Annotated in this window: 18 protein-coding genes; 11 read left to right on the forward strand and 7 right to left on the reverse strand. The window is 69.8% G+C overall.

What is annotated here, in order from left to right:
• Positions 1-7: 7 nt before the first annotated feature.
• Both FVE89_RS26620 and FVE89_RS26625 read right to left on the reverse strand, forming a co-directional pair.
• On the reverse strand, positions 8-967 hold the full coding sequence (locus FVE89_RS26620; protein WP_161393163.1) for a DUF1775 domain-containing protein: 960 nt from the start codon (positions 965-967) through the stop codon (positions 8-10).
• A gap of 41 nt (positions 968-1,008) precedes the next feature.
• On the reverse strand, positions 1,009-1,350 hold the full coding sequence (locus FVE89_RS26625) for a hypothetical protein (protein WP_342389824.1): 342 nt from the start codon (positions 1,348-1,350) through the stop codon (positions 1,009-1,011).
• A gap of 273 nt (positions 1,351-1,623) precedes the next feature.
• On the opposite strand from FVE89_RS26625, the gene FVE89_RS26630 reads away from it, so the two are divergent.
• Together FVE89_RS26630 and FVE89_RS26635 are read left to right on the forward strand one after the other, a co-directional pair.
• Positions 1,624-2,922 (forward strand): L,D-transpeptidase family protein, encoded by a 1,299-nt coding sequence (locus FVE89_RS26630; protein ID WP_161393165.1) that lies wholly within the window; start codon positions 1,624-1,626, stop codon positions 2,920-2,922.
• 182 nt (positions 2,923-3,104) lie between these two features.
• Positions 3,105-4,766: a calcineurin-like phosphoesterase family protein gene (locus FVE89_RS26635; RefSeq protein ID WP_161393166.1), complete on the forward strand. Its 1,662-nt coding sequence runs from the start codon at positions 3,105-3,107 to the stop codon at positions 4,764-4,766.
• Between the two features lie 19 nt (positions 4,767-4,785).
• Here FVE89_RS26635 and FVE89_RS26640 read toward each other — a convergent pair whose 3' ends face one another.
• Positions 4,786-5,364 (reverse strand): type 1 glutamine amidotransferase domain-containing protein, encoded by a 579-nt coding sequence (locus tag FVE89_RS26640; protein WP_161393167.1) that lies wholly within the window; start codon positions 5,362-5,364, stop codon positions 4,786-4,788.
• Between the two features lie 157 nt (positions 5,365-5,521).
• Here FVE89_RS26640 and FVE89_RS26645 point away from each other — a divergent pair, with 157 nt between their 5' ends.
• Positions 5,522-5,725 (forward strand): hypothetical protein, encoded by a 204-nt coding sequence (locus FVE89_RS26645; protein WP_091712736.1) that lies wholly within the window; start codon positions 5,522-5,524, stop codon positions 5,723-5,725.
• 11 nt (positions 5,726-5,736) lie between these two features.
• Here the strand turns inward: FVE89_RS26645 and FVE89_RS26650 are convergent, their stop codons facing one another.
• Positions 5,737-6,126 (reverse strand): hypothetical protein, encoded by a 390-nt coding sequence (locus FVE89_RS26650; RefSeq protein WP_091712734.1) that lies wholly within the window; start codon positions 6,124-6,126, stop codon positions 5,737-5,739.
• A 316-nt stretch (positions 6,127-6,442) separates the two neighbouring features.
• Between FVE89_RS26650 and FVE89_RS26655 the strand changes: the two genes are divergently transcribed.
• Positions 6,443-6,652 (forward strand): cold-shock protein, encoded by a 210-nt coding sequence (locus tag FVE89_RS26655; protein WP_091712733.1) that lies wholly within the window; start codon positions 6,443-6,445, stop codon positions 6,650-6,652.
• A 226-nt stretch (positions 6,653-6,878) separates the two neighbouring features.
• Complete coding sequence (locus FVE89_RS26660) at positions 6,879-7,115, forward strand: AsnC family transcriptional regulator (protein ID WP_161393168.1); 237 nt, start codon at positions 6,879-6,881, stop codon at positions 7,113-7,115.
• A gap of 15 nt (positions 7,116-7,130) precedes the next feature.
• Here the strand turns inward: FVE89_RS26660 and FVE89_RS26665 are convergent, their stop codons facing one another.
• Positions 7,131-7,946 (reverse strand): 3'(2'),5'-bisphosphate nucleotidase CysQ, encoded by an 816-nt coding sequence (locus tag FVE89_RS26665; RefSeq protein ID WP_161393169.1) that lies wholly within the window; start codon positions 7,944-7,946, stop codon positions 7,131-7,133.
• Between the two features lie 404 nt (positions 7,947-8,350).
• Between FVE89_RS26665 and FVE89_RS26670 the strand changes: the two genes are divergently transcribed.
• Complete coding sequence (locus FVE89_RS26670) at positions 8,351-8,806, forward strand: DUF6101 family protein (RefSeq protein ID WP_161393170.1); 456 nt, start codon at positions 8,351-8,353, stop codon at positions 8,804-8,806.
• A 14-nt stretch (positions 8,807-8,820) separates the two neighbouring features.
• Here FVE89_RS26670 and ubiA read toward each other — a convergent pair whose 3' ends face one another.
• Together ubiA and FVE89_RS26680 are read right to left on the reverse strand one after the other, a co-directional pair.
• Positions 8,821-9,783 (reverse strand): 4-hydroxybenzoate octaprenyltransferase, encoded by a 963-nt coding sequence (gene ubiA, locus FVE89_RS26675; protein ID WP_161393171.1) that lies wholly within the window; start codon positions 9,781-9,783, stop codon positions 8,821-8,823.
• A 141-nt stretch (positions 9,784-9,924) separates the two neighbouring features.
• Positions 9,925-10,404 carry a hypothetical protein gene (locus FVE89_RS26680; RefSeq protein WP_161393172.1) on the reverse strand — a complete coding sequence of 160 codons (480 nt, stop codon included), beginning with the start codon at positions 10,402-10,404 and terminating at the stop codon, positions 9,925-9,927.
• Positions 10,405-10,624: 220 nt separating this feature from the next.
• On the opposite strand from FVE89_RS26680, the gene FVE89_RS26685 reads away from it, so the two are divergent.
• The 5 genes from FVE89_RS26685 to FVE89_RS26705 all read left to right on the forward strand — a co-directional run bounded on the left by FVE89_RS26685 (position 10,625) and on the right by FVE89_RS26705 (position 14,353).
• Entirely contained in the window at positions 10,625-11,377 is a 753-nt protein-coding gene (locus FVE89_RS26685; RefSeq protein ID WP_161393173.1) for a 16S rRNA (uracil(1498)-N(3))-methyltransferase, read from the forward strand.
• 288 nt (positions 11,378-11,665) lie between these two features.
• Positions 11,666-13,033: a glutamate--cysteine ligase gene (locus FVE89_RS26690; RefSeq protein WP_161393174.1), complete on the forward strand. Its 1,368-nt coding sequence runs from the start codon at positions 11,666-11,668 to the stop codon at positions 13,031-13,033.
• Between the two features lie 99 nt (positions 13,034-13,132).
• A complete protein-coding gene (locus FVE89_RS26695) occupies positions 13,133-13,441 on the forward strand; it encodes a hypothetical protein (protein ID WP_161393175.1) in 309 nt (102 codons plus the stop codon).
• 61 nt (positions 13,442-13,502) lie between these two features.
• On the forward strand, positions 13,503-13,751 hold the full coding sequence (locus FVE89_RS31420; RefSeq protein ID WP_342389825.1) for a sulfurtransferase TusA family protein: 249 nt from the start codon (positions 13,503-13,505) through the stop codon (positions 13,749-13,751).
• A 38-nt stretch (positions 13,752-13,789) separates the two neighbouring features.
• Positions 13,790-14,353 (forward strand): NUDIX hydrolase, encoded by a 564-nt coding sequence (locus FVE89_RS26705; protein ID WP_161393177.1) that lies wholly within the window; start codon positions 13,790-13,792, stop codon positions 14,351-14,353.
• Positions 14,354-14,376: the final 23 nt, after the last annotated feature.

Genomic DNA, 14,376 nt, shown 5'->3' on the forward strand with positions numbered 1-14,376 from the left:
CGGGCCGCTAGTGCTGGTGCTGGTGCTGGCCGCCGGGGGCGGAGGCCCCGATCGGCGCCACCGAGAAGCTCACCGGCACGGTTCCGGCCCGCTTGAAGGTGAGCGTCCCCGCGACGGTCTCGCCGGCCTTCGGCGCGCCGGTGAGGCCCTCGAACATCAGGTGATAGCCGCCGGGCTTCAGCTCGACGGTCTCACCGGGCTTGATGGTCAGCCCCTCGGAGACCGGCGCCATCTTCATGACCCCGCCCTCCATCGACATGGAGTGGATGTCCCCCGACTTGGCGAAGGGCACCGCCGCACCGGTCAGCACGTCCGGCGTGCTGCCGGTATTGGTGATGCGCACATAGCCGCCCGCCACCTTGGCGCCGTTCGGGGTGGCGCGCAGCCACGGCGTCTCGATCGTGAGGTCGCCGGCCTTGATGGCGGTCGCCGGGGCGGCCGCCCCGCTCTGCTGGGCGGCTTGAACGATGCGGAAGGCCGGAGCCGCCGCCTTCAGGTCATGGGCGTCCTGACCGGGCTTCGGAATGTCGGACCAGGAATAGCCGCCCTCCGTGCAATCCTGCTGCACCGGCACGTAGACCGTCGCGCCGGGCTCGAACGTGTCGGCCACCTGCGCCAGGAAGGTGAACTCGTCGACCTCATCATCCGGCAGGCTGCCGCCGCTCCACGTGATGCCCGTCACGCCCTCAGAGGCTTTGCCGTGGTGGGTCGTGTAGGTCTTCGCGTAGGCGCCGCGGGTGGTCGCCAGCGTCCAGCCGGGCTTCGGCATCGGCTTGGCGCCGATCAGCCCCTCCGGGATCGTGACGCTGACCTTGGTGGTCGGCTTGCCGTCGCAGCCGTGCATGATCTGGACGACGCCGCGATAGGTCGAGCCGGGGCTCGCCTGCTTGCGCTCCAGCACCGCGTGGGCCTGCGCCGCGGAGGCGACGAGGCCGAGGCCGATCACGGCCGGGACAAAAATCTTCATGGGATGCATCCGTCCTGAGAGTTCGTCGATAGAACGATCGCTCAGGCGGATGGCGGGCCACGCGGTGATGCGCTGCGGTCGGGCGGGGCGCGGGGGCCGAGCCGTCCGACAATCCAGTCGGCAGGGGCCTCACGGACCTCTGGCGGCCACCCGAGGGCGGCGGGGGCAGCCCGGTGCGGAAGGGCAGCGCCCGTCGCCTGTGCCGCCGCGCAGCAATCGCCATGTCCGTGCGCGAGCGGCTTGGCCGGCAGCGAGTCGGAGGCCGCATGCTGCGCGCACAGGCCGTCGGCCGCGGCCGGGATCGGCATCAGCCCGCCCAGGAAGGCCTGGAGCACGAAGGCGTAGAGTGCCAGCACGGCGATCGCGGCGCGCAGGGGCGCCACTGGATCGCCGTCGCGTCGTCTCGGTCTGGCCGAAGCCCGGTCCATGCTGCGCCCGTGCGCGGTCCCGGCCGGACCGCTATGGCAGTTCTGCCACACCCGCTCGTCCGTGGCTGTTGCCCCCGCGCCGCACCCGATCGCGGCGTGCGCTGGCGCACGACGATGCCACATTCCGGCCCCTTCGATAGGGAGTCTTAAATCCAACCCGACACCGTGGCGCCCGAGATACTCGCTCCCGTCACGACCTGACAAACTCCGGACCAGAGCCAGCGACCGATGCGCAAGACGGCACACAACCGGTTCACCACTTTCCTGAGCGTGGCCGCCCTCGGCGCCCTTGGGATCGGCGCCGCGGAGGCCCGTGACCAGGGCAATTACGCCCAGGCCGAATGGGCGCAGGACTATGCCTCCCCCGCCGGCATGCAGGTGCAGCGCGAGACCGTGCCGATCCTGTCGCCCCAGACGGTGGCGGCGACCGAGCAGATGGTCGAGCGCTACAAGGATATCGTGAACCGCGGCGGCTGGCGGCAGGTGTCCGGCGCTGAGCATCTGCGGATCGGCTCCCGCGGCCCGGCCGTGGCCGCCGTGCGCCAGCGCCTGATCGTGACCGGCGACCTCGATGCCGCGGCCGGCAGCTCGGGCGTATACGATTCCTACGTCGCCGCCGGCGTGAAGCGCTTCCAGGCCCGCCACGGCCTCAGCCAGACCGGCACGATGAGCCTCGCCACCCAGCAGGCGATGAACGTGCCCGCCGACGTGCGCCTGCGCCAGCTCGAAACCAACGTGGTGCGCCTGCGCTCCTATTCGGGCGATCTCGGCCGCCGCTTCGTGATCACCAACATCCCGGCCGCCCTGGTCGAGACGGTCGAGAACGGTCAGGTCGTCACGCTGCACGCCGCGGGCGTGGGCAAGATCGACCGGCAATCACCGATCATGAACACCAAGGCGACCCAGATCAATTTCAACCCGACCTGGACGGTCCCGGCTTCCATCGTGAAGAAGGACCTGATCCCGAAGATGCAGAAGGATCCGAACTACCTCACGGACAACCGGATCCGCATCCTGTCGAACGGCCAGGAAATCTCGCCGAAATCGGTGAACTGGTTCTCCGACGAGGGCACCCGCTACACCTACCGGCAGGATTCGGGCGCCGACTTCAACTCGATGGGCATCGTGCGCATCAACATCCCGAACCCCTACGGCGTGTTCATGCACGACACGAACACCAAGGGCGTGTTCGGCGATGATTTCCGCTTCATCTCCTCGGGCTGCGTGCGCGTGCAGAACGTGCGCGAGTACATCACGTGGCTGCTGAAGGAGACGCCCGGCTGGGATCGCCAGAAGGTCGAGGAGGCGATCGAGAGCGGCAAGCGCGTCGATGCCAATATCGCCCAGCCGGTGCCGGTCTACTGGACCTACATCACCGCGTGGTCGACCCCGGACGGGATCGTTCAGTTCCGCGACGACATCTACAAGCGCGACGGCGTCAACGTCCCCTCGACCATCGGCGCCCCGACCCCGGTCGCCAGCGCCGAGCCGATGCCGCAAACCTTCGAGCCCGGCGACGAGGAGTAATCCTCCGCCCGGCCCGCTCCGAATCGTTCGAGGCCCGCATCTCCCGAGATGCGGGCCTCGCGCATTTGGGAGCGCATCTGTCATCGCCCGGTCAAATGTGTCTGCTTGGCCGTCAGAGCCCGAGCCGCGGGGGCGCTGTGCCGGCACCTGCGGCGGAGCAGGACACCGTGCAGGAGCCCCCGATGTCGCGCGAACCCACATCCGGTGACGGTGGCCTGACCCGCCGCGAGACCGTGGTCGGTCTCGCGGGTTTCGGCCTCGTGGCCGGCCGCGCCGACGCGCAGGGGGCCACGGAGGCGTCCGGGATCGTCTACGCCACCGACGTGACCGGCGTGGATCGCGCGCCGCTGCCCGGTGTGCTGGTCTCCAACGGCCGCGAGATCGCGCGCACCGACGACCAGGGCCGCTACCGCCTGCCGATGCCGGGTGACGGGGCGGTCTTCGTGATCAAGCCGCCGGGCTACGCCCTGCCGCGCGACGCCGACAACGTGCCGCGTCATTCCTACATCCACCAGCCGGACGGGACGCCCGCAAATCTGGGGCTCCGCTACCGCGGTCTGGCGCCGACCGGGCCGCTGCCGGCCGCGATCGACTTCACCCTGACCCGGGTGGATGAGCCCGCGGATTTCGACGTGATCCTGTTCACCGATCCGCAGCCCGAGAGCCGGTTCGAGCTCGACCACGTGCGCGACACCGCGATCGCCCGCGCCATGGCGATCCCGGCCGCCTTCGGCATGACCATGGGCGACGTACTGTTCGACGACCTGTCGCTCTACGGCCGGTCGAACCGGATCGTCGGGCGGATCGGCCTGCCCTGGTACAGCCTGCCGGGCAACCACGACCTCAACATGCAGGCGCCCGACGCAGGCTACAGCCGCGAGACCTGGAAGCGGGTGTTCGGCGCGCCGACCTACGCGTTCCGCCACGGGCGGGCGTGGTTCGTGATGCTCGACAACGTCGAGTGGCTGGGGCCGCCGGTTCCGGTGGGCGCCAACACCTACCGGGGCCATATCGGCGAGCGCAGCCTGACCTTCCTGCGCAACCTGCTCGCCGAGATCCCGCGGGACGACCTGATCGTGCTCGCGATGCACATCCCGCTCTTCACCGACACGACGCCGGACGATCCGCACGGCATCACCATCGACCGCGCGGCACTGCTCGACCTGCTGGCAGGGCGCAAGGTCCTGAGCCTGTCCGGTCACACCCACACCACCGAGCATCATTACCCGGCCGACGGACACCACCATCACGTGCTGACCGCCGTCTCGGGCTCATGGTGGAGCGGGCCGGACACGCGCACCGGCATCCCCTCGGCCGACAGCCGCGACGGCACGCCGAACGGCTTCCACGTCCTGTCGATCCGAGGCGCGGACTACACGACCCGCTACGTCCCGGCGCAGGGCCAGCCGGACGAGACGATGCGCATCCTGTTCGAAAGCGAGGCGCGGGGCGGGGCCGTGGAGGTGATCCGCCTTACCCGGCCGGTGCAGGGCCTCCGCCCCCCGGTGCCGCAGGACGCGCTGCCCGACACGACTCTGGTTGTGAACGTGTTCGATGGCGGCCCGCGTACGAACCTCGCCTTCCGGATCGGCGACCGGGCGGCCCAGGCGTTGACCCGGACCCGGCGGACCGATCCGTTCGTCGCCGAGCTTTTCGCCCGCTATCCCGAAACCAAGAAGAGCTGGGTGCAGGCGACGCCCTCGACCCATATCTGGACGGCGCGCCTGCCCGACGACCTCGCGCCGGGCGCCCACCGCGTCACCGTGGAGGGGACCGACGAGTACGGGCGCCCGATCCGGAGCTGCACCGTACTGGAGATCGTGGGCGAGCGCGGGCGCGGTTGAAGCGCCCGCTCTGCGCCTGTCAGGCCGCGAGCTGCCGCGTGCCGTGGCCGCCTTCCTGGATCTCCTCGACGATCTTGGCGCAGAAGGCGTCGAGATCCCCGGGGTTGCGGCTCGTGACGATGCCCTGATCGGTCACCACCTCCTTGTCGTGCCAGCGGCCGCCGGCATTGATCACGTCGGTGCGGATCGAGCTGAACGAGGTGAGGTCGCGGCCCTTGGCCGCTCCGACCTCGATGAGCAGCCAGGGCGCGTGGCAGATTGCGGCAACCACCTTGCCCGAGGTCAGGAAGCTCTTGATCACTGCGAGCGCCTTGGGCTCGAGCCGGAGCTTGTCCGGGTTGATCTGGCCGCCCGGGAGCACGAGCGCGTCGTAGGCGGACGGATCGACCTGCTCCAGATCGGTGTCGACCGCGACATCCTTGCCCCAGTCGGTCTTGTCCCAGCCACGGATCGTGCCCTTGCTCTGGCGCGACTGCGGGGCAGCGACGGTGACCTTCGCGCCGGCCTGGGACAGCTTGGATTGCGGCACGGTCAACTCGGCTTCCTCGAACCCATCGGTGGCGAGGATCAGGATCTTGGCTTGCTTGATATCAGGCATGAACAGCCTCCTGCGGTTGAGGGTCGGCCCGATCAACTGACACTGTGCGCGCCTGTTCCCGCGAGTCATGGTCCGACCAGCTCTGCGATGGACGCAGGCCGGAACTCCCTGAAGTCCGATCCGTTGGTCCTCATCCCGAACAAAGAGGAGCCGCGTCATGGCCAATCCCGGCCTGCCCGAGCCTACGCCCGGCGATCTGCCGCCGCCCCCGCCCATCCCCGATGAGGAGCCCGATATCGGGCCGACCGGACCGCGCACGCCCTATCCGGTGAACGATCCCGGCATCGGCGAACCGGGCGGCCCGGGCTCCGAGCCCGACATCTTCCCGGGAACGCCCACCGATCCCGGCACGCGCATGTAAGTCCGACCGTGTCAGTGGCCGCCGTGCGAAGTGCGGACGTCGCGCGGCGCGTTGAGGATCTCGGAGAGGCTCGTCACGACGTGGCGGGCCTCTTCGTCGGTCAGGCGCAGCTGGAACGGCGGCAGCGCCCCGGCCTGGAGCGCAACCACGGCCTGACCCTCCTCGTCGGTGCCGATCTCGATCGCCGACGACGTCACGTCGAGCATGGCGATCTCTTCATCGCCCATCTCATCCGCCATATCCGGCTCGTCGGTATCGTCGATCGCCGTGAGCAACTGCCCGACGGCCCGCACCAGGGCGCGGGCGGCGCGGGCATCCATCACCACCGCGGTCGCCTGATCGTCCTTCTGGAAGGACAGCTGGATGTTCGCGCCGTCCAGCGAAACCGATATGCCTGCCATGTATCGTCCAGAGCCGCGCGCGGTAACTGCTTGCGCGCATTCCGTATATGCATCGTGAGAGCTCGAAATCACAGGGGGCCGTGGACGGCGGTTGCGCCTTCATCCCCCCTGCGACGCAGAAGATGCGCGGTCGGCGCCTTGTTGCGGCCGCAGCCGGCGCCTAAATACGTCTCCGGGGGGCTCATCCACCGAGGCTGACGCTGTTCAAGGTTCAGCGACTCGCGCCCCGCCGCACTGGCCAAATCCAGAAAGACCGTGGTGCATCACGCGGCGCTCACGCCGCGCGGGTGGCCTATGGACGAACGAGGTACACTACGTGAATACCGGCACTGTGAAGTGGTTCAATGAGACCAAGGGCTACGGTTTCATCCAGCCCGACGACGGCGGCAAGGACGTGTTCGTGCACATCTCGGCCGTCGAGCGCGCCGGAATGCGCAACCTGATCGAAGGTCAGCGGGTTACCTACGAGATCCTGACCGACAAGCGCAGCGGCAAGGACGCTGCGGGCAATCTCCAGGCGGCCTGATCCGTCGGCGGGTCCCGCCCGGCTCCCCCTGATGCGCACGACGTGACAGGGGGTTCCGCCGAGCGGAGTGCCGGGTCGGGACCACGAACAGGCCGCACGATGCGGCTCCCCCTTCCGACGCTACCGATCCGGGCAAACCCGTCCGGAGGCCGGTCGCGTCGGAGGCAATATCCCAGAAACGACGCCGGACGGAGCCATTGTCCGGTCCAGAAAAGAAAAGACGCTTATGTTATTTGAATATACACGCCGCCGTGGCGTCCGGTCCCCCGTGACCGACGCCCCGACCTTCCGGGTCGGCAAGCTGGCCGAGGCCGGGACTGCAAATCAGACCGGGGGCGATATCAGCCACCTGATCGACCGCTCCTACAACTACCATTCCTCGCGAGAGCTGCACTGGCATCTCGCCGATCGCCTCGGGCTCGCCCCGGGCGCGGTCACGCTGCGCGAAGTACGCGCGGCCTGACGGGCCGCATCGTCCTCAGCGGCTCCAAGCCGTGAGGACGGGATCGCGCAGGGCCGCCGGTACCGCGAGCAACTCGCCGTGGACCGGCTCGGCCCGGTTGTAAGGGGTCGCTGCGCCGTCGAAATCGCAGACGACCCCGCCGGCTTCCCGCAGGACGAGGTCGGCCGCTGCCAGATCCCAGTCCCGGGCATGGCCCGAGATCATGCCGACATCGACGCTGCCCTCCGCCACCCGTGCGAGCCGCAGGGCGAGGGACGGAATCCGCGCCACCACGCTCAAATCGGGGTTCGGCCCGGCGCCCCGGGCGAGACGGTCGAGCATGGGCTTGGGACCCGTGACGCGTGCGCCGGTCAGATCCTGCCGCGCATCCACCCGGATGGGCACGCCGTTGCGGGTTGCGCCGCGTCCACGCACGGCCTCGTAATCAGTCTTCCCCGCCGGTGCGTGCACGAACCCGATCAGCGGCTCGCCACCCGCCAGCAGCGCGACCGCGATCGACCAGTCGGGATGACCGGACAGGAACGCCCGGGTGCCGTCGATCGGATCCACGATCCAGACGAGGTCGTGGCCGAGGCGTGCCGGATCGTCCGCGGTCTCCTCCGACAGCCATGCCGCCTGCGGCACGAGCGCGCTCAGGCGGACCTTCAGGAAGGCGTCCACAGCGACGTCGGCTTCCGTCACCGGCGAGCCGCCGGCCTTCGACCAGATCCGCGCGGAGGTTTGGCCGCCGAGCCGGAAGAACGGCTGCGCGATGTCGGCGGCCTCGCGCATGACGGCGCGCAATTCTGGCATCAGGGCGGATACGGCGTCGTCGGAGAGGGGCTCGGGCATCGCGCTCCGCGTGGGATCCGTTGAGGGCCGGACAGACCATCGCGCCGTTCATCCGATCGCGCGGATGGCAGGACGTTCGGGCTGAGGGGGCCGGGCGCGGAGGGTCGCGCACCCGGCCGTGCCGTTGTACGGCGCCGCCCGCATCGCCACAAGGATGCTGGTTGATCAATCGATAACGACCAATCCGCGCAAGGAAATGTTGAGCATTCAAGGAAGCATTGAGCATTCCGCAAATGACAGCCCTGTCCAGATTCGCTTAACGACGGCTCTTAAGCGGTGCGGAGGAGTTCGGGTGCGATTTTGCTTGGCATAACGGACGGCCCGACAGGGGCCGCCACTTGCCCCAGGGACTCGGACAGATGAACACTTCCGCGTTTACCGACGAACGTCGCGCAGGACATTGCATGCAGGGTGCCGCGGGTACGCTCCACCTCACGGTCTCGCCGCTTCCGGTGATCGGCCGCATCCCGGGCGCCCGTCGCGCCGCCGGGATCGCGCTGGCCTACGCCGTCGAGGAGGCCGAGATGGCTGGGGCCGACCGGTTCAGCCTGATCCTGGTCGATGCGGAGGGCGAAGAGCTCCACCGGCTCGGCAGCTTCGATGAGGACGATGTGGTCGCGATCTGGCGCGACATCGCGGCGCGGGCCGGGCTGGTGCGGATGATCGTCCGGGAAGACGGCGTTCTCGTCCCCGTCACCGAGCAGATCGGCCGGCTGATCCTCGGTCGCGTGCGCATCCGGCGCCGCCATGCCGGGCTCGGCGGGCGCCGCCCCCGCTTCCTGGCCCGCCGCAAGACCGGCCGGCTGCCGGCACGGCCGCAGATCCACCGCGGCGAGAACGAGATCATCGCCCGGACCTGATCGCGTCGATCGACTCAGGAGAGGTTGCGCACCAGCGCGTCGGCGGTGAGGCCGACGAACAGGATCAGGCCGGCATCGCGGTTCGAGCGGAACAGGGTCAGCGCCCCGCGCCCGTCGCGCTCCCGCAGAGACAGGGCCTGCCAGGCCAGATGCCCGGCGAAGGCCGCCACGCCCAGGAACCCCACGAGACCCGCACCGGCCCGCCACGCCGCCAGCCCCACCAGCAGGCCTGCCAGCGCGTAGCAGAAGCCGACCGCGCCCCGCACATGCCGCCCGAACAGGCGCGCGGAGGAGCGGATCCCGGCCATCTCGTCATCCTCGATGTCCTGGACCGCGTAGATCGTGTCGTAGCCGACGATCCAGAACCACGCGCCCGCATAGAGCAGCAGCGGCGGCGCATCGAGGCGCGCGAACACCGCCGCCCAGCCCATCAGCGCGCCCCAGGCGAAGGCCAGACCGAGCACCCCCTGCGGCAGCGGCATGACACGCTTCATGAATGGGTAGATCGCGACCGGCAGCAGCGAGCCGAGCCCGATCAGGATCGCCTGCTCGTTGAACTGCAGCAGCACCGCCAGCCCCACCAGGGCCTGGACCACGAGGAACAGGGCGGCGTGGCGCGGCCGGATCTGCCCCGAGGGCAGGGGACGCAGGCGGGTGCGCTCGACCTGCGCGTCGAGGTCGCGGTCGGCGATGTCGTTGTAGGTCGATCCCGCCCCGCGCATCGCCACCGCGCCGATCAGGAACAGCAGGCCGTGCCAGGGATCCGGGAAGGCTTGGTCCGCCGCGATCGCCGCCAGCGCCGCGGACCACCAGCACGGGAGCAGAAGCAGCCACCAGCCCACCGGCCGGTCGATCCGCGCGAGGCGGAGATAGGGGCGCCAGGATCGCGGCGCGAGCCGCTCGACCCAGTGGCCGGCCACCGCATCGGCCGGGCGTCGATCCTGGATCACGGTTCCGCCCGTGGGCTGCCCGCTCATCGGCCGGGTCTCCGGTCGTCCCGCATGTCGATCCTTCCTCCGCTGCGGAGAAAGGATCCGCGCCGGATCCGCAATCCCTTAGAGCCGCCGCCGATCGCGTTGCAATCGGTTGCGGCGCAAAATCGCCGTCGTGATACGCGCTTACAGGGCGCCCTGCGGCAGCTTGAAGCTGCCGGTCAGGCCCGGGCCGCCGAGCAGGCCGCCGCCCTGGCCGTTGGCCTGGGCCTGAGCCTGGGCGCGGGCCTGCGCCTCCATCTTCGTCGCCTGGGCGGCGACGCTGCAGATCTTGGTGCGGATGCCGCTGACCTTCAGGTGGTCGGCCTTGAAGCCCTCGGCGAAGGAATCGGGGATGGAGCACCATTCCTTGTTGGCGGTGATCCACTTCAAGCCCTCGGCGCCGTTGGCCTGAAGCTTCCCGAACAGCGCGCAGGCTTCCTGCGGCGTCATCTTCTTCTTCGACTGCGAGGCCGCGTTGGCCTTACCGACCAGCGCCTTGCGTTCGGCCAGAGTCTTCTGGATGGCGCCGCATTCGGGCGCGGCGCCCTGCGCCGAGGCCGCGGTGCCGAACATCACGGTGCCGATCAGCACCGCGGCTCCCAGACCCAAGCTCCCCTTCGCCATCCCGCAACTCCCTCGACGCCCCTGCCGAATCCGCATACGGCCGGCCCAATTCCGTATCGTTGGGTTCGCCATAGGAATGTGGCGTCAATCGAGCGGCAAACCGGCTCTCCAATACGTCTGTGCGCTGAAAGCCGAAAAGCCGCGGCCGTAACCCTTTGGCAACACTTCCGCCGGCCTGCGGCGCGTTGACAGGCTGGAGGCGCCTTGCGACCACGCCTTCATGCCGGCCTACGATTTCACCGCTCCCCGCCTCTACGTCGCGGCCGACCTCGCCGAGGGCGCGCGCCTGCCGCTCGACCGGGCGCAGGCGAACTATCTGCTGAACGTCCTGCGCCGGGGACCGGACGATCCCGTGCTGGTCTTCAACGGCCGCGACGGCGAGTGGCGCGCCCATCTGGTCCAGACCGGGCGGAAGGGCGCCGATCTGCATGTCGCCGCGCAGACGCGCCCGCAGCCCGCGCCGGCCGATCTCCACTACCTGTTCGCGCCGCTGAAGAGCGCGCGCCTGGATTACCTGGCGCAGAAGGCGGTGGAGATGGGGGCGGGCACGATCCGGCCGGTGATCACCCGTTACACGCAGGGCGACCGGGTCAACATGGACCGGCTGCGCGCCAACGCCATCGAGGCCGCCGAGCAGTGCGGCATCCTGGCGATCCCGGATTGCCCGGAGCCCGCGCGGCTTCCCGAGGTCTTAGCCGGTCTGGATCCGGAGCGGCTCGTCGTGTTCTGCGACGAGGATGCGCCGGTGCGCGATCCGGTGCGTGCGCTCGCGGCCGCGGCCGATCCGAAGGCGCCGCCGCCGCTCGCCGTGCTGGTGGGGCCGGAGGGCGGCTTCTCCGAGGAGGAGCGGGCGCTGATCCGGACCCGGCCCAATACGGTTGCGCTCTCGCTGGGGCCGCGGATCCTGCGCGCCGATACCGCTGCGGTCGCAGTCCTCGCCCTGGTCCAGGCCGTGCTCGGCGACGCGCGCTGATTATACGTTGCGCCCGGTTCGATGTGTGCCCGCGCACATCAGGACGCGGCGGTGGCGGGTTGCTCCCGCGGTTGGGACGTGTTGGCGCATGTCGATCCCCGGCACCGCGTTGTGGGTTTTCGGCGCCTCGACTATGTGCGTGGACGGACGCCGCCTGCGCCGCACGCTCGTCGGGGTCGAGGGCGGGCGTCCGCCCGGCCCCATCGCGAGAGGGGAGCCGGACGGACCCGCCGGAGCAACCCGGCGCGCTCATCCCAGGCTCAGGTCAGACGCACGGACGGGTAGCGCATGGCGCGCGACAGCAACGACAGCACGCCGCTCACCACGCGTGCCGAACTGATCGAATGGTTCGCGGCGGGCGAGAAGCCGCGCGCGCGGTTCGCGATCGGGACCGAGCACGAAAAAATCCCGTTCTATCGGGACAGCCGGGATCCGGTGCCCTACGACGGGGAGCAGGGCATCAAAGCCCTGCTGGAGGGGCTTGCCCGCGAGACGGGCTGGGAGCCGATCCTCGATCTGGGCAACATCATCGGCCTCGCGGCCGAGGAGGGCGGGGCGATCTCGATCGAGCCCGGTGGCCAGTTCGAACTGTCCGGTGCCGCGCTCCCGGACATCCACGCCACCGCGGCGGAACTCGCGACCCATCTCGCGGCCGCGAAGCAGGTCGCCGATCCCCTGGGCATCGGCTTCCTGACCCTGGGTATGAGCCCGAAATGGCGCCGGGACGAGACCCCGGTGATGCCCAAGAGCCGCTACAGGATCATGGCCTCCTACATGCCGAAGGTCGGGTCCCTCGGCCTCGACATGATGCTGCGCACCGCCACCGTGCAGGTGAATCTCGATTTCGCCTCCGAGGCCGATATGGTGCGCAAGATGCGCGCCTCCCTGGCGCTGCAGCCGGTGGCCACCGCGCTCTTCGCCAATTCCCCCTTCACCGACGGAAGACCGAACGGCTTCCTGTCGCGCCGCTCCGAGATCTGGCGCGACACCGATGCCGACCGCACCGGCATGCTGCCCTTCGCGTTCGAGGCCGGGTTCGGCTACGAGGCCTATGCCGATTGGCTGCTCGACATGCCGATGTATTTCGTCAAGCGCGGGGACACCTACCACGACGTGTCGGGCGCCTCGTTCCGCGACCTGATGGCCGGGAAGCTGCCGCAACTCCCGGGCGAGTACGCGACAGTTGCGGATTGGGCCAACCACGCCTCGACCGCCTTCCCCGAGGTCCGGCTCAAGCGCTTCCTGGAGATGCGCGGGGCCGATGTCGGCGATTCCAGGATGATCGCCGCGCAGGCAGCCTTCTGGACCGGACTGCTCTACGACGAAACGGCCCTCGACGCGGCGCTCGACCTCGTGAAGGGCTGGAGCGTGGCCAACCGGGAGGCCGCGCGCGCCACCGCGCCGCGTCTCGGCCTCGCGACGCCCGTGGCCAACACGACCCTCGGCGTGGTCGCCGCCGAGGCGCTGGCCATCGCCCGGTCCGGGCTGCGCGCCCGCGGCCGCCGCGACGCCGAGGGGCGCGACGAGACGATGTATCTCCAACCCCTCGAAGCCATCGTGGCGGCTGGCCGGACCCGGGCCGAGGATCTGCTCGCCGATTACGAGGGCCGCTGGGGCCGATGTGTGCGCGCCGCCTTCACGGAATGCGTCTTCTGAGAGCCGGCTGACGGCGTGATCGGCGCCGACGCGACTCGCGAGCGGATTGTGCTACTGGAACGTTCCGAAGCACCTGTTCGGTGCGCAAGGGGGTGTTCCATGTTCCGTTCCACCGCCGCGTTCCTGGCCGGGGCGGCCGTCCTCACCGCCAGCGCCGGCGCCAGCCTCGCTGCGGATCCAACCCAGTTCCGGGCACAGCCGGAGCTCGGCCGACGCGTACCCGGGCCGACCCGGCCGCCGCTCTACAGCTACTACGGTGAGTATCAGTATCCGGTGCCGTTCGGTTACGGATACTCCTACGCGCCAACACGTTCCCACGGCTTCGAGTACGGCTATTATGGGCCGCGCTATTCCTGGTCCGATCCGGATTGGTATTACGGCCCGGCCTTCAGCTATCCGGAGTGGTGAGCGGCGGCTGGCCTGCCGGCGGCGCGACGCTCATGAGGCGCGCGGTACAGGAGCTTGCGGGGTGGACGAGACCGATATCGTCCTCGATCTCAGCGGCCTGAAATGTCCGCTGCCGGTCCTGCGGACCCGCAAGGCGCTGCGCCGCCTCGCCGCCGGCCGGATCCTCGTGGTGACCTGCACCGATCCGCTGGCGATGATCGACATCCCGAACCTCGTCCGCGAGGAGGGCGCCCGGCTCGACGCGGCGGAGCGGCACGGTGACCGCCTGCGCTTCCGCATCGCGCTCTCCGCGAAGCCGCCGCATTCCTGAACGATCCGTCGGGCCTCAGCGAGAGGGATGGGGCCGGCATGACATCGCGGATCGGGGGCGTGCGCCTCGTGCATGACGGCTGGGCCCGTTTCCTCGTGGCCGAGGTGATGCAGGCGGACGGGACGCGCATCACGCGGGAGATCGAGGATCACGGCCGGGCGGTCGCGGTTCTGCCCTACGATCCGGACCGGCGCGTCGCGACGCTGGTCTCCCAGTTCCGGGCGCCGGTCCTCTATTCCGATGGTCCGCCGACCCACATGGAGGTGCCGGCGGGCCTGCTCGACGAGGGGGCGGCTGAGGATGAAGCCCGGCGCGAGGCGATGGAGGAGACGGGTCTGCGCCTGGGCGGGTTGGACTTCGTCGCCAGCGCGTGGTCGATGCCGGGGATCTCGACCGAGCGGATGGACCTGTTCCTGGCCGCCTACGGGGTCGCCGACCGGGCTGGGGCCGGGGGCGGCTTGGCCGCTGAGGGCGAGGCGGTGGCGGTCCACGAGATCCCGCTTCAGGAACTCGCCGCCATGGGGCGCGACGGGCGGCTCACCGACATGAAGTCGCTCGTGCTTCTGTACGCGCTGCAATTGCGACGGCCGGATCTGTTCTGAGTCGCGCCCGTCAAACTCCCGCC

The sequence above is a fragment of the Methylobacterium sp. 2A genome (genome assembly GCF_009806555.1).
Taxonomy (GTDB): Bacteria; Pseudomonadota; Alphaproteobacteria; order Rhizobiales; family Beijerinckiaceae; genus Methylobacterium.

What these genes read in the sequence shown, in the direction of transcription:
- FVE89_RS26620 (WP_161393163.1), bottom strand. Translation starts at nt 967, where the DNA reads ATGAAGATTTTTGTCCCGGCCGTGATCGGCCTCGGCCTCGTCGCCTCC.
- FVE89_RS26630 (WP_161393165.1), top strand. Translation starts at nt 1,624, where the DNA reads ATGCGCAAGACGGCACACAACCGGTTCACCACTTTCCTGAGCGTGGCC.
- FVE89_RS26635 (WP_161393166.1), top strand. Translation starts at nt 3,105, where the DNA reads ATGTCGCGCGAACCCACATCCGGTGACGGTGGCCTGACCCGCCGCGAG.
- FVE89_RS26640 (WP_161393167.1), bottom strand. Translation starts at nt 5,364, where the DNA reads ATGCCTGATATCAAGCAAGCCAAGATCCTGATCCTCGCCACCGATGGG.
- FVE89_RS26645 (WP_091712736.1), top strand. Translation starts at nt 5,522, where the DNA reads ATGGCCAATCCCGGCCTGCCCGAGCCTACGCCCGGCGATCTGCCGCCG.
- FVE89_RS26650 (WP_091712734.1), bottom strand. Translation starts at nt 6,126, where the DNA reads ATGGCAGGCATATCGGTTTCGCTGGACGGCGCGAACATCCAGCTGTCC.
- FVE89_RS26660 (WP_161393168.1), top strand. Translation starts at nt 6,879, where the DNA reads ATGTTATTTGAATATACACGCCGCCGTGGCGTCCGGTCCCCCGTGACC.
- FVE89_RS26665 (WP_161393169.1), bottom strand. Translation starts at nt 7,946, where the DNA reads ATGCCCGAGCCCCTCTCCGACGACGCCGTATCCGCCCTGATGCCAGAA.
- FVE89_RS26670 (WP_161393170.1), top strand. Translation starts at nt 8,351, where the DNA reads ATGCAGGGTGCCGCGGGTACGCTCCACCTCACGGTCTCGCCGCTTCCG.
- ubiA (WP_161393171.1), bottom strand. Translation starts at nt 9,783, where the DNA reads ATGAGCGGGCAGCCCACGGGCGGAACCGTGATCCAGGATCGACGCCCG.
- FVE89_RS26680 (WP_161393172.1), bottom strand. Translation starts at nt 10,404, where the DNA reads ATGGCGAAGGGGAGCTTGGGTCTGGGAGCCGCGGTGCTGATCGGCACC.
- FVE89_RS26685 (WP_161393173.1), top strand. Translation starts at nt 10,625, where the DNA reads ATGCCGGCCTACGATTTCACCGCTCCCCGCCTCTACGTCGCGGCCGAC.
- FVE89_RS26690 (WP_161393174.1), top strand. Translation starts at nt 11,666, where the DNA reads ATGGCGCGCGACAGCAACGACAGCACGCCGCTCACCACGCGTGCCGAA.
- FVE89_RS26695 (WP_161393175.1), top strand. Translation starts at nt 13,133, where the DNA reads ATGTTCCGTTCCACCGCCGCGTTCCTGGCCGGGGCGGCCGTCCTCACC.
- FVE89_RS26705 (WP_161393177.1), top strand. Translation starts at nt 13,790, where the DNA reads ATGACATCGCGGATCGGGGGCGTGCGCCTCGTGCATGACGGCTGGGCC.